General features: G+C 54.8%; 11 protein-coding genes. 2 read left to right on the top strand and 9 right to left on the bottom strand.

All coding sequences use genetic code 11. From position 1 onward, the window contains the following. The 7 genes from urtB to P8S54_RS10255 all read right to left on the bottom strand — a co-directional run bounded on the left by urtB (position 1) and on the right by P8S54_RS10255 (position 9,250). On the bottom strand, positions 1 to 1,611 hold the full coding sequence (gene urtB / locus P8S54_RS10225; RefSeq protein ID WP_281441666.1) for an urea ABC transporter permease subunit UrtB: 1,611 nt from the start codon (positions 1,609 to 1,611) through the stop codon (positions 1 to 3). Between the two features lie 135 nt (positions 1,612 to 1,746). Then, positions 1,747 to 3,099: an urea ABC transporter substrate-binding protein gene (gene urtA / locus P8S54_RS10230; RefSeq protein WP_281441667.1), complete on the bottom strand. Its 1,353-nt coding sequence runs from the start codon at positions 3,097 to 3,099 to the stop codon at positions 1,747 to 1,749. A 378-nt stretch (positions 3,100 to 3,477) separates the two neighbouring features. Continuing rightward, positions 3,478 to 4,968 (bottom strand): tripartite tricarboxylate transporter permease, encoded by a 1,491-nt coding sequence (locus P8S54_RS10235; protein ID WP_281441668.1) that lies wholly within the window; start codon positions 4,966 to 4,968, stop codon positions 3,478 to 3,480. A gap of 48 nt (positions 4,969 to 5,016) precedes the next feature. After that, positions 5,017 to 5,499, bottom strand: a complete 483-nt coding sequence (locus P8S54_RS10240; protein ID WP_281441669.1) for a tripartite tricarboxylate transporter TctB family protein — start codon at positions 5,497 to 5,499, stop codon at positions 5,017 to 5,019. 107 nt (positions 5,500 to 5,606) lie between these two features. Further along, a complete protein-coding gene (locus tag P8S54_RS10245) occupies positions 5,607 to 6,602 on the bottom strand; it encodes a tripartite tricarboxylate transporter substrate binding protein (RefSeq protein WP_281441670.1) in 996 nt (331 codons plus the stop codon). Positions 6,603 to 6,798: 196 nt separating this feature from the next. Then, positions 6,799 to 7,530 carry a response regulator gene (locus P8S54_RS10250; RefSeq protein ID WP_281441671.1) on the bottom strand — a complete coding sequence of 244 codons (732 nt, stop codon included), beginning with the start codon at positions 7,528 to 7,530 and terminating at the stop codon, positions 6,799 to 6,801. 28 nt (positions 7,531 to 7,558) lie between these two features. Further along, positions 7,559 to 9,250 carry a sensor histidine kinase gene (locus tag P8S54_RS10255; protein WP_009098410.1) on the bottom strand — a complete coding sequence of 564 codons (1,692 nt, stop codon included), beginning with the start codon at positions 9,248 to 9,250 and terminating at the stop codon, positions 7,559 to 7,561. A gap of 206 nt (positions 9,251 to 9,456) precedes the next feature. On the opposite strand from P8S54_RS10255, the gene P8S54_RS10260 reads away from it, so the two are divergent. Together P8S54_RS10260 and P8S54_RS10265 are read left to right on the top strand one after the other, a co-directional pair. Next, positions 9,457 to 10,179 carry a DUF481 domain-containing protein gene (locus tag P8S54_RS10260; protein ID WP_281441672.1) on the top strand — a complete coding sequence of 241 codons (723 nt, stop codon included), beginning with the start codon at positions 9,457 to 9,459 and terminating at the stop codon, positions 10,177 to 10,179. A 300-nt stretch (positions 10,180 to 10,479) separates the two neighbouring features. Then, positions 10,480 to 12,030 carry a BCCT family transporter gene (locus P8S54_RS10265; protein ID WP_281441673.1) on the top strand — a complete coding sequence of 517 codons (1,551 nt, stop codon included), beginning with the start codon at positions 10,480 to 10,482 and terminating at the stop codon, positions 12,028 to 12,030. Between the two features lie 27 nt (positions 12,031 to 12,057). On the opposite strand, the gene P8S54_RS10270 is transcribed toward P8S54_RS10265, so the two are convergent. Both P8S54_RS10270 and folK read right to left on the bottom strand, forming a co-directional pair. Next, positions 12,058 to 12,879 carry a flagellin gene (locus P8S54_RS10270; protein ID WP_281441674.1) on the bottom strand — a complete coding sequence of 274 codons (822 nt, stop codon included), beginning with the start codon at positions 12,877 to 12,879 and terminating at the stop codon, positions 12,058 to 12,060. Positions 12,880 to 12,990: 111 nt separating this feature from the next. Next, positions 12,991 to 13,440 carry a 2-amino-4-hydroxy-6-hydroxymethyldihydropteridine diphosphokinase gene (folK, locus tag P8S54_RS10275; protein ID WP_281441675.1) on the bottom strand — a complete coding sequence of 150 codons (450 nt, stop codon included), beginning with the start codon at positions 13,438 to 13,440 and terminating at the stop codon, positions 12,991 to 12,993. Positions 13,441 to 13,530 lie beyond the last annotated feature (90 nt).

Raw genomic sequence — 13,530 nt, forward strand, 5'->3', positions numbered from 1 at the left:
TTAGCCCTCCGCAGCCCGGCCCTTCTGCGGGAAGAGTCCACGCGGGCGTTTTTGAATAAACAGAATGATAAAGACCAGCACAATAATCTTGGCGAGCACTGCGCCTGCCCAGGGTTCCAACACTTGGTTGATAATGCCCAGGGAGAGCCCGGCCACCAGGGTGCCCCACAGGTTGCCCACGCCGCCAAACACCACCACCATGAACGAATCAATAATGTAGTTTTGGCCAAGGTTGGGGCCTACGTTGGTCAGCTGCGAGAGCGCAACGCCTGCCAAACCTGCCACGCCAGAGCCCAGCGCAAAGGTCATGATATCCACTCGGGTCGCGCGGATACCCATAGAGCGTGCCATGGCGCGGTTCTGAGTCACGGCGCGAACCTCAAGCCCCAGGCGCGTGCGGCGCATAATCAGCATCAGGCCTGCAAACACCACCAGTGCAAAACCCAGTACAAACATGCGGTTAAGCGTTAATGACAGGGCGTCGTTAATCACCAACGAACCGCTCATCCACTCGGGTGTAATCACGGTGCGGTTCAGCGGCGAGATCACCGTGCGCACCAGCTGCTGCAGAATCAGGCTAATACCGAAGGTGGCTAGCAGGGTTTCCAGCGGGCGGCCTTTGAGGAACTGGATCACGCCACGCTCAATGGCAATACCCGCAAGTGCCGCCACCATAAAGCCCGCAGGAATCGATAAGATTAACGCTAGCCCTGGCTGGCCGGGCAAGAGTTGCTGCATCATCCAGGTGGTATAAGCACCCAGCATGATCAGCTCGCCGTGGGCCATGTTAATCACACCCATGACACCAAAGGTAATTGCCAAACCAATCGCCGCCAGCACCAATACGGAGCCTAAACTTAAGCCGAAGTAGAGGGTTTCAATACCGCGGTTGATTTTCAGATTCTGCTCAATACTGGTCAGCGCTTCTCTTGCTGCATTGGCAATAATAGGATCTTCCCCGCTGGCCGCGCGGCTGAGCGCCACACGGGCACGGGGGTGAAGGCTACCGCGCAGTGCCTCAACGCCTTCAAGCTGGCCACTCTCTACTTGATAAATGGCAAGCGCCTGGGCAAGGCGACGCTGTACCTGGCGGTCCTCCTCCTCTGTGATCAGTTCACCGAGCGGCTCGGCTAGCTCTTCATCCACTTCACCCAATAACCGTTCTGCCGAAGAACGGCGACGCTCAACATCGGGTGAATAGAGGTCCACCACCGCAATGGCGCTGCGTAGCTGATTGCGCAGGGCGTTATTAATACCGATGCGATCCAGCTCGCGGCGCGACATATCGCCCAGAGGTTCATTGGTCAACGCATCCGCCACTGGCCAGTCACGACCACGGTTATCAAGCACCACCACAAAACGGCCGTCGTCAGTGCGTTGTAAGCGGCCATCCAGGAGTGCCTGTAGCCAGTCGCGGGCGCGCTCATCGTCGCTTTGCAATATGGCCGTAATCGCCTCTCCTTTGGCAGGATAAGAACGCACGTCCAACGCTTCGAGCAGTTCCAGCGCGGCTGAGTCATCAGGTGGGTTGGAGTCAGATTGTGCTTGTGCAGTGAACGAAATGCTCAGTAGCAGCGCGCACAAAAGCCCCAAGGAAAGGAAACGCCTCATAGGGGTTCTTCCTTTGGTTGTCTAACAAGGGTTGTCTAAAAAGGAGAGCTAGCGTGCTCCCTTGCCGCGTGTTGTTGCACTGCTTCGCTTGGCATCCGCGGGCCTAGCGAAGCAGTGCGGCAAGGGATAAGGGTGTTACTCAGCGAGGGCCGCTTCGGCTTCTTCTGCTGCGGTGCTACCACCACAGGAGCCGGTCGCAACGTTGAAATTGCCGCAGCGCATGGGCGCACGCCAGTCGGCGATCAAATCACGTGAACCCGGCAGATAGTCAGACCAGGCATCGCCCGCAACGGTTGACGGCGTTTGCCATACGATGTCGAACTGGCCGTTATCCTGCACCTCACCAATCAGCACTGGCTTGGTAATGTGGTGGTTAGGCATCATGGCCGCATAGCCGCCGGAGAGATTGGGAACCGTTACGCCAATAATGGCCTCTTTTACTGCATCAACGTCGGTAGTACCTGCTTTACGTACCGCTTCCGCCCACATGTTGAAGCCGATGTAGTGCGCTTCCATGGGGTCGTTAGTGACGGCTTCCTCATCGCCGGTCCAGTCAATCCAAGCATCGATAAAGTCATAGTTTTCGTCGGTATCAACGCTCATAAAGTAGTTCCACGCGGCCAAGTGGCCCACGAGCGGCCCGGTATCAATACCTGAAAGCTCCTGCTCACCTACCGAGAAAGCAATCACCGGGATATCCGCAGCGTCAATGCCCTGGTTAGCCAGTTCCCGGTAGAAGGGGACGTTGGCATCGCCATTAATCGTCGAAACCACGGCTGTAGGTTTGCCCTCTTCACCAAAGCGGCGAATTTCAGAGACAATATTCTGCCAGTCCGAATGGCCGAACGGCGTGTAGTTGATCAAGATGTCTTCGTCTGCCACACCATGCTCATCTTTTAAGAAGGCTTCCAGAATCCGGTTGGTGGTGCGCGGGTAGACGTAATCGGTGCCGACCAGTGCAAAACGCTCGATACCGACTTCATTAATCAGATACTCAACGGCAGGAATCGCCTGCTGGTTGGGGGCCGCGCCGGTATAGAAGACGTTTTCAGAAGACTCTTCCCCCTCGTACTGTACCGGGTAGAACAGCAGGCCGTTTAACTCTTCAAACACCGGTAGAACGGCTTTACGCGATACCGAGGTCCAGTTACCAAACACAACGTCTACTTCATGCTGAGCCAGCAGCTCACGGGCGCGCTCGGCAAACAGCGGCCAGTTAGAAGCCGGGTCGACCACTACGGCTTCAAGCTCGCGGCCCAGTAAACCACCGGCGTCATTCTGCTGCTCAATTAGCATTTCAACGGTGTCTTTTAGCGTTGACTCACTGATCGCCATGGTGCCTGAAAGCGAATGAAGAATACCGACTTTGATGGGGTCGTTATCTTGGGCAACCGCGTGGGCGCTGGCGCCCATTACCGCGGCGGCAATTAAGCCAGTGGTAAAACGGCCAAGGGTGCGAGGGTGTGTCTTGCGCTGCAGTGTGGTCACTTGAACCTCCTTGCGCCCCTTATGCTTGGGGCTCTGTATGTTGGCTGCGTGCTGAAACCTCTGCCTCTTGCTGCTACCGGCATTGGTGCGCTTCAGCACGTCCACTAGAGTGGTACCTATTACGCCTGCAAGGGGTGCGCCACATTGGAACAAATGAATTTAATAAATAATAAATCAAACACTTAGCCATTAACTAAGAAACACCTAAAAACGCTTTATGCACTAACGTAGCGCGCTAACACATCCTTAATGCACGGCTTGGATGCACCAGGAGAGCACCATGCACCAAGAAAGCATTCACAGCGATTTAGTGTAAAAAACTAAAAAAAACGCCCTAGCTAGGCTAGGGCGCTAAACGTTTTTTAAAAAGAGAGATGCTTAAGCCACGGGGCGCTTACGACGCTTCTTTAAGAGCGGTAAACCAAGCGACAGCAGCGCAATAAGCAGAAGGCTCAGTGAGATGGGTTTTTCAACAAAAATCATCCAGTCCCCGCCAGAAATCTGCAGCGCGCGGCGCATGGACTCTTCCATGATATTGCCTAGAATCAGCGCCAAAATCAGCGGTGCTGCGGGGAAGCCAAATAAGCGCATCCCCAGGCCAATCAACCCAAAACCAAGCAGCAGCAGTAGATCAAATACGCTGAAGCTCATGCCGTAAACGCCAATCATGCAGAAGATTAAAATCAGCGATAGCAGCAGTGGCCGCGGCAGATCAAGAATTTTGGCGATCAGCGGAATCAGCGGCAGGTTGAGTACCAGCAGGAAGATGTTGCCGATATACATACTCGCGATAACCCCCCAAAACACATCCGGGCGCTGCTCAAGCATCATTGGCCCAGGCGTTACCCCCATCACCAAAAGCGCACCCAGCAGCACCGCCGTCGTACCAGAGCCCGGCACACCCAGCGTTAGCAGCGGCACAAACGAACCGGTACAGGCAGCATTATTGGCCGCTTCCGGGGCAGCAACCCCCTTAATATTGCCTTTACCGAAGGTATCGCCATCTTTGGCAATACGTTTTTCCATGCTGTAGCCAAGAAAAGAGCCAATCGTGGCCCCTGCGCCAGGCAGCACCCCGGTAAAGAAACCAAGTACCGAGCTACGGCTGATAGGGCCTGCAATCTGCTTCATTTCACTGCCCGACAGTTTTAGCGAGCCAATCGCATTTCGCTTCGGCGCTTTACCGCCACCGCCCCGTAGCAGCATGTAAAAAACTTCTGCCAAGGCAAAAATACCCAGAGCCACTACCAGAAAATCGATACCGTCGAGCAAGTTAGTAGTGCCAAAGGTAAAGCGCTCGGTACCCGTTTGTAAGTCGATACCAACAATGGAGATCATCACGCCCACTACCGCCGCTATTAACCCTTTCACCAAGGACTTATCCGATAGTGAGACCACGGCGGTAAGGCCCAGAACCATCAACGCAAAATACTCCGGTGGGCCAAAACTCACCGCGACTTTGGAAAGTAGCGGTGCCACTAGCATCAAAAAGACAATCGAAATGGTGCCGCCAATGAAGGAGGCATAGGCAGCGATAGCCAGCGCTTTCCCGGCCATCCCCTGCTTAGCCAACGGATAGCCGTCAAAGGAGGTCGCCACCGTGCCTGCAACACCGGGGGCATTAAGCAGAATAGACGACGTTGAGCCGCCAAAAATCGCGCCGTAGTAAACCCCCGCCATCAAGATCAGCCCTGACGAAGGCTCCATGGCAAAGGTAATCGGAATCATCAGCGCCAGTGCACTAATCGGCCCTAGGCCCGGCAGCATGCCGATAATAGTGCCCGCAAATACACCAGCAAAGACATAAGCAATATTCATTGGCTCAAGCGCGATGCCAAAGCCATACATCAAATTGTTTAAGGCATCCATGGGAGACTCTCTCGCAAAACCCGCTACAAATTCAGCATCACGGTGTGATTAGAACGGCAGAACGCCGGTTGGAAGGTAAACATCCATGACCCGCGTCATCGTCAGATAAAGCACCAGCACCACACCCAAAGAGGTTGCTAGGTTGACCCCATGACGTTGGTAGCCGTAGTAAGCGGTCAAGCCAACGCACAGTAGCGTTGAGGCAAGCACAAAACCCAATGGCACCAGCAGCAGCGCGTAGGCAGCAATGGCCAGCGCGGTTATTACAACGCGTGCCCAGGGAGTAAGCAGCAGCGGCCCTTGGGTAGCGTCTTGGTCGATTTCATCGGCGCCTGCAATCGGGGTGGGTTTCTCAAAAAAGAGAAAAACCGATAGCAATAGCAAAGCCGCGCCCAGCACTTTAGGGAACAGGTCAGAGTCCACTGGACGTGGCAACGGGAAAACAGGTATCTGCCACGCCATCGCTAGATAGGCAGCCGCCAACAGCGCTAGCACAAGTGCCAGCCACTGGTTAGTGTTTAATCGAGTCATTGGAATCTCTCCGAAGGCGCCGTGGCATTTAAGCACTGCCTTGCGGTATCGGTCTCAGACGATGAATCCCGATGGCGAAACGCCACCGGGAGGACCCAGAGGAACGCTTACTGGCGCAGTAGGCCAAGCTCGCTCAGCACGTCGCTGAATAGCTCTTTCTGCTGATCCAAAAAGTCGCCAAATTCTTCGCTGCTTTGATAGGCATCAATCCAGCCCAGCTGATCACGGGCCTGCTGCCAACCGTCGGTCTCTAGCATTTCAGCGAAGAGATTTTCATAGTAGGTGACGGCTTCTTCAGGCATGTCGGGGGTACCCATCACGCCACGCCAGATATCGAACGTGTAATCAACACCCTGCTCTTGGTAGGTGGGTACATCCGCTAAGCTGCCCGTCAAACGCTCAGGTGCGGATACGCCCAGTGCACGTAATTGACTGCCTTCTCCCAACTGGCCAGCGGCTTCACCGGCGCCGGTAATAACCGCTTCTACATGCCCCCCCATCAGGTTGGTCATGGCGTCGCCACCGCCTGAGAACGGAATGTAGTTGACGCTAGAGGCATCTAACCCCGCCGCTGATGCCAAGCCCGCCACTGAGATGTGGTCCATAGAGCCAGGGGCACTGCCGCCACCAACGCTCAAACGAGGGTTCTCTTTTAACGCATCAAACAGGTCATTGATGGTTTCATACTCAGCGTTTGCAGAAACCAAAATGATGGAGTAATCGGTAATTAAGCGCGCGACCGGTGTGAAATCAGTGTGGTCGTAGCGGGAGGCACCGGCGAGCGGCACCAGAATCATCGGTGGGCTGGTCGCAAACAGCTTGTGTGGGTTACCGCTATCGCGGGCGATTTGCGCCCACGCGACCGCACCGCCGCCGCCAGGCACGTTAATCGCCGCAAAGTTACGCTCAGCAAGCTGCTCTTCTTGCAGCACACGGGAAACGGTACGTACCAGTGTGTCCCAGCCACCGCCTGGGTTAGCCGGCGCTACAAATTCAATTGAGCGGCTCGGCGTCCACTCTTCAGCGTGAACGTTGGTTGTTACGGCGAGGGCAGCCATCGGCAGGGCCAGCACGGCTAGGCGCTTTAGGGTAGGCGAGATCATTAGCGTTCTCCACGGTTCAGCTATTTTTTATAAGCGTATTGTTATAAACAACGTTATAAACGTGTGGTTATATGCGTGTTGTAGTGTGGTTACGCTGAGAACGTTAGAAGAAGTTAGGTTCAGGGGACAAGCTTATGGGCATAAAGGACAAACTGTTCTTTATGTGCGTTTTGTTCATTTTGTTCACGCGGATACATTACAGCGCCTCTAACCAGCCTTTCGCCGCGGCTAGTAGCCGGTAGCGCCGCTCAGGTCGACCAACATCGCCATATCCTAGCTCTGCGTTAACCGCCTGTTCAGCCACTAAAAACTCCAAGTAGCGCCGCGCCGTGGAGCGGCTTGCCCCCATGGTGCGCGCCACCTGCATAGCCGTAAGCGAGTCCTGTGCTGCTGCCAGCGCATCCACCACGCGGCGCAGCGTTAATCGGTCAACCCCTTTGGGTAGCGAGCGCGTCGCTGGCCGCGGTGGCTCGTTCGGCTGCAAGCGCGCTAGCACCTGATCTAGCTCGTCTTGATTCATTTCAACGCGATTGGCCAAGGCTTCTCGCTCTCGGCGAAAGCGGCTCAACATCTGGCTCATCCGCGAAACTTCAATGGGTTTAATCAGGTAATCGAAAACGCCGCCACGCAGCGCTTCGCTGATGGTTTCTACTTCCCGGGCGGCGGTCACCATCACAATATCCACATGCATATAGTCGCGCCGAATAGCCCATAGCAATTCTAGGCCTTCCACATCAGGCAAATACGCATCCAATAGAATCAGTTGAATAGTGTCAGCATGCTCGGCCATTAGCGCTTTTGCTTCGCTGCCGTTGCGTGCCATTCCCACCACATAAAAGCCGTCGCTTTGTTCGATAAACGCTTTATGGATATCAGCAATGCGAAAATCGTCTTCGACGACCAAAATACCGTACTGCGCCGTAGACATAGTCATCCCTCTTATACTGGCATCGTTATTATGAGTAGGACGTCGTGGCTGCTTGATCGCAAAGCGAGCGATCAAGCACAGCAATAAAGCACGCACCGCCTAATTCGCTCTCTTCTAGCGTCACCTCACCGCCGTGCTGGCGGCACAGCCGCGCGACCAAGGCTAAACCAATGCCACGATGCTTGCCGGTTTTAGTCGAAAACCCTTCTTGAAAGATCGACTGTGCATGCTCACCAGGGACGCCTGGGCCGTTATCTTCTACTTCAATCAACAGCTGCTCCCCCAGGTCGGTAAAGAACAAGCGGACTGTTGGGGTATCGCTGTTTGGGCCATTAAGCGCAGCATGGCAGGCATTATCCAATAAGTTGCCCACCACGCTCATCATGACCTCTTGTCCAGTGGGCGTTAAGGGGCTGGAGAGTGAGCTCTGCTCATCAATTTCCAACGCAACCCCAAGCTCTCGGGCACGGGTCAGCTTACCCAGCAGCGTTCCGCTTAATACCGCGTCGGTGACATGGCGCATCAAAAAGCTCATTTGCGCCTGAGCACGTTCAGTTTCGTGATGAATCAGCGCCAGCGCCTCGTCAATACGTTTTAGCTGGAGTAAGCCTGAAATGGTGTACAACTTGTTAGAAAACTCATGGGCTTGAGCACGCAGCATATCCACATCACGGCTTGCCTGGGTCAGCGCTTGGGAAAGATCAACAATCTCACGGCGGCTACGAAATGTGGCAACGGCGCCTTCGATCTCGCCTTCATGCACAATCGGCACGCGATTGACCACCACCGGGTGGTCACCCAGCCACATCTCTTGGTTGAACTCCTGCTCACCGTGCCTTAATACTTCCAGTAGCCGCGAATTAGGCACCACTTCGCGAATCGGCTGGCCCAGCAGCACATGCTCATCCAGCAATCCCAAAAAACGCCGCGCTTGTTGATTCACTAAGGTAATCTGCCCCTCGCGGTTAACCGCCAGAATACCCTCGTGGATCGACTGTAAAATCGCCTCTTTTTCCATGGCCAGACGGGCAATCTCGTAGGGCTCTAAACCAAGAATGACCTTTTTAAGATGCTGTGACAGCCAGTAGGCGCCTGCAAACCCTAAGGCGATCATCAGCGCCACTAACGCCCAACCAAAGTTGGTATAGCGCCCCACATCCATGGCCACACGATCGAGCATAAAGCCCACCGAGACCACGCCGATAATATTCCCCTCTTCATCCCAGATGGGAGTCTTGCCGCGCATTGCGGTACCCAGCGTGCCGGTTGCCTCTGACACATACGACTGACCATAAATCAGCGCTTGGTCGTTGTCGCCGCCTACCATGGGGTGGCCAATGCGTTCCGGCAGCGGGTGCGAATAGCGAATCGTCTGTGCATTGCCCACCACCACATAGCGGGCGCCGGTTTCTTGGCGAACGCGCTCCGCCAAGGGTTGGATAATTAACGCGGGATCAGGGGTAGCAAACGCATGAATGATTTGCGGCATACCCGCCACCGTTTTAGCCACCGCCAACGCCCGTTCACCCATTTGATAGGTAATGATTTCCGCTTTGCGGTGATTCAGATACGTGCCTTGCGCCAGCAGCATACCGGCCAATAAGAAGCCCACCAACAGCATGACCTGTAAGCGAAAGCTGCGCTTATACCAGCGGTGTTTTGCGCGGGTGCGGCGCCAGCGCTGTAATTCAGCCAACGTTCGGGGGCGGGAAGCAGTCATAACGGAACTCATAGTGCGCGACAGCGTCATTATGGCACCGCAATGCCAAGAGGCGTTAGCCGTGGTGCTGTTGTGGCACGTTGCCTTAATAGCCGCCATCTAGCCGCGTCTATATACTGATACCTACTAGCTGCGCTTTAAGGTCAGCTGTTCGCACCGTTGTGTACTCAAGGAGGAGAGTCGTGCTAAGCCTTACAAGATGTATCGTGCTAGCCAGTAGTTTAGTAGGGGTTTCTGCAGCAACGGCTAGCCCATTTTATGCGCCCCCTCCCCCTCAAGATGACGCCCCCCTATTCAGTGGCGACGCTGAGCTGGGGTTTAACCAGCTTTCCGGCAATACCGATAGCCGTACACTGATTGGCAAAACACGCCTAACATGGATTACCGGCCAGTTGACTCACTCACTGCGCGGTGAAGTGCGTAATGTCAGCAGAGATGGCAACACAAGCGCTGAACAGTATCTATTGGCGGGCCGCGAGCGCTACGACTTTAACGGCCCGCACTATTTATTCGGTTTTGCTCGGTGGGAAAAAGACCGCTTTGCCGGTTACGACCAACAGCTCTCCGCGATTGGTGGCTACGGCCGACAAATTGTCGATGGTGAGCGCCATTACCTCTCCCTTGAGGCGGGGCCAGGCTATCGTCACGATCGACTACGCGACGACGAAAATGAGCGGCTCGCCGTGGCCTATTCCGCCCTTGATTACCGTTGGGAGTTTTCGCAACACTCTGACCTTAAGCAGGAGATGTCCGTTGAGTATACCGACCAAAATACGACGTCACGGTCACTAACAGCCCTGACAACACGCTTGAACTCTCGGCTGTCGTTACGGCTATCCCACGAGATCAAACACAATTCACTACCGCCAGAAGATGCCAGCGAACGTACTGATCACACCACCAGTGCTTCGCTGCTGTTTCGTTGGTAATGAAAGCCCCTCTCTGAAAAACGCTGAGAACTCTTCGCCTACGGACGCTTTTTGACTGCTTTATATCAGTGCATGACGGTGTTTATCTTGCACCAAAGCAAAACGCATTAGACCTTGGTCTATATTTGCGATAAACTACGCCCAGTTTCCTGTCCTCGCGCCATTCATTGAATGGCGCTTTTTTTTGTTCGAAAAAACCAAGCTTTAAAAAAAACCTGTGGACCTATGCGTTACACCCGTTTGCGCAAGGTGCTGATAAATGGGCACCTCTGCCCCTGACTTTTCATTTATAGGTGTTTTATGAACCAACCTGTCCCAAACGAGGGCCGCATACAGCGTACCCTTGGCGACCCTATTGTGCTGCTGCTCAGCATTGGCTTTATCATCGCGTTTCTTGCTCTGTCACTGTACGACATTGAGCTGGTCGCCGACTCCATCAGCGCCGGGTTCGCTTGGACGGCCCTGGTGCTAGGCAGCTACTTTCAACTGTTGCTTTTGCTGACCTTCTTTATCGCGATTGGCTTGGCCGCCACCCCCGCTGCCAGCGCTAAAATTGGTAATCTTGATGCACCAGAAATAAGCACCTTCAAGTGGCTATCGATTATTTTGTGCACCTTACTGGCGGGTGGCGGGGTATTTTTCGCTGCCGGAGAGCCGGTCTATCACTTCGTGGTCACGCCGCCAGCATTTGATACCGAAGCAGGCACCGCTGAAGCCGTCTCTGGCGCGCTGGCCCAGTCGTTTATGCACTGGGGCTTCATGGCATGGGCCGTACTGGGCTCCCTGACGGCAGTAGTGCTGGCCCACGCCCACTATGTGAAAGGCCAACCGCTTCAACCGCGTACGCTGCTGTACCCAATTTTAGGCGAGCGCCTAATGCGTGGCCCACTGGGGGCGGTAGTCGATGCGTGCTGTGTGATTGCAGTCGTTGCCGGCACGGTCGGCCCGATTGGTTTTTTGGCAACGCAGGTAAGCTTTGGCCTGCATGAGCTATTTGGCCTACCTGAAGGCTACCCCGGACAGCTGATTATTTTGGCAGTGCTGGGCAGTGTTTATGTGCTCTCGTCCATGAGTGGCGTACACAAAGGTATCCAGCTACTCAGCCGTTTTAATGTGCTGCTGGCGCTGGCGATTGGCGCGGCGATTTTCGTCTTTGGGCCTACGCTGTTTTTGGTCAACACCTACGTCGCGAGTATGGGCGCCTATGCGAGTGAGTTCTTCACCATGGCGACCATGACCGCCGACACCGCACCAGCGTGGTGGATGCAGTGGTGGACAGTATTCTTCTTTGCCTGGTTTATTGGCTATGCGCCATTAATGGCAATTTTTGTGGCGCGTATTTCTCGGGGCCGCAGCATTCGCGAGATGATTCTAGCCGTTGCGGTTCTTGCGCCTATTGCGACTACCGTATGGTTTACCTTGCTGGGCGGCTCGGGTATTTACTACCAGCTCAACGGCGTCATTGACCTCACCGATGCGCTGAACAACTTCCAATTTGATGTAGCAACATTAACAGTTGCCCAGGCGCTGCCCGGCGGCACTTGGATGGCGCTGGCAATTCTATTGCTGACCACCATTTTTGTGGCGACCACGGGTGATTCAATGAGCTACGCCATTGCGGTAGTGGGCGCTGGTCACGACAACCCCAGCCCTTACATACGTGCCTTCTGGGGCATTGCGATGGCGCTGATGGCGGCGGTACTGCTCTACATGGGCGCTGGACAAATCGGCGCGCTGCAGCAGTTTATCGTGATTACTGCGATTCCCGTGTCATTGATCTTACTGCCATCGCTCTGGAATGGCCCCCAGGCAGCCTATGCCATGGCGCGGGAGCAGGGCATCATCAAGTAAAAGCGCCTCTCGTGTTGTTAGCGCTTCTTATAGCCCTTCCAGCAGTCGCAGAATCATCTGCGGCTGCTGATTGGCCTGGGCCAAAATCGCTACGCCTGCCTGCTGTAGGATTTGAGCACGGATCAGATTCGAGACTTCCTGTGCGTAATCCGCATCCTGGATGCGCGACCGCGCGGCAGACGTGTTGATAATGTTGGTATTCAGCCCTTCGATAACGCTCTCAAAGCGGTTCTGGACAGCCCCCATATAGCTACGCTGACGGTCTACGCGTTTAAGTGCTTCATCCATGGCAGTGAGTGGGTTGTCTGTTGCGCTGTCATCACCCAGTACACTGAAATCTTCCAAGCCTAATGCCTGTAAGCCCATCGCCTCAAAACGCACCCCGATCACATTACCTGCATTGGCGCCGACCTGGATATTGAGCGTCTTATCGCTTCCCAACAGTCCGATGCCGTTGAAATTGCTCTGCCCTGCCAGGCGCTCAATCTCCTCCAAACGCTGGTCGATTTCCCCCTGGATAGACGCCAGATCGGAGGGTGCATTTGTGCCATTGGCCGCCTGAACGCTTAGCTCTCGAATGCGCTGCAGATTATCGTTAATCTGGTTAAGCGTGCCTTCAGCCGTCTGCACCATGGAGATGCCGTCATTGGTATTGCGGATCGCCTGATTCATGCCTTTTATTTGCGCCGTCATACGGTTGGCAATTGCCTGCCCGGCGGGGTCATCCTTGGCGCTATTAATGCGCAGGCCCGACGATAACCGCTGCATGGCGGTTTGCATCGACTGCTGGCTACTGCGCAGATTATTTTGCACCAGTAGCGACGTTATATTGGTCGCAAGACTGATCACGCTGATTCCTCTTAGGACTGCTACTTCGGCCGCTGGCAAACGCACCGTGGCAGTCACTTTAATATCGGCAGAGGAGCGCAGAAGGTGAGGCTTAGTAGGTAAAAAAATGCGTTATTGCATGCTGGCCGAGGGCGTAACCGAGCGCCCAGTGGCGGCTAATAGCTCATCGACGGGGCCACGCACGTAGTCGTGGTGATAATAAGCCGTGTCCACTACCTCGCCATCCCACGCGACGATGTCTAAATCCATCGTTCTCGGACCGGATTTAATCGGCCCGCGGATGCGGCCCAAACGCTCTTCAACCTCTTTTAAATAGGCACGAAAGGCGGTGTAATCAAAGGAAGTGCGCACCAGTAACGCCGCGTTAAGAAAATCAGGCTGCTGCTGAAACCCCACGGGCGAGGTACGGATCGCCTGGGAGTTGGCTACCAGCTCGCACTCTTGGCCCAAAATGGCGAGCGCTTGTGTGTAGTGCTGGTCGGGCTGAATATTGCTGCCTAGCGAGATTACGCATTCATGGTAGGCAGTACCCAAAGTTGCATGTGACGACGTTGATGGCATAGCAGCACTCCAACCTCAAAGGCATGATAAAGGCAGTCACAAAAGCAGGCCGTCGCGAACGTAATAGCGAAAGCCGTCATTAAATAGGCG

This window comes from Halomonas sp. M1 (genome assembly GCF_029581375.1).
GTDB lineage: Bacteria > Pseudomonadota > Gammaproteobacteria > Pseudomonadales > Halomonadaceae > Vreelandella.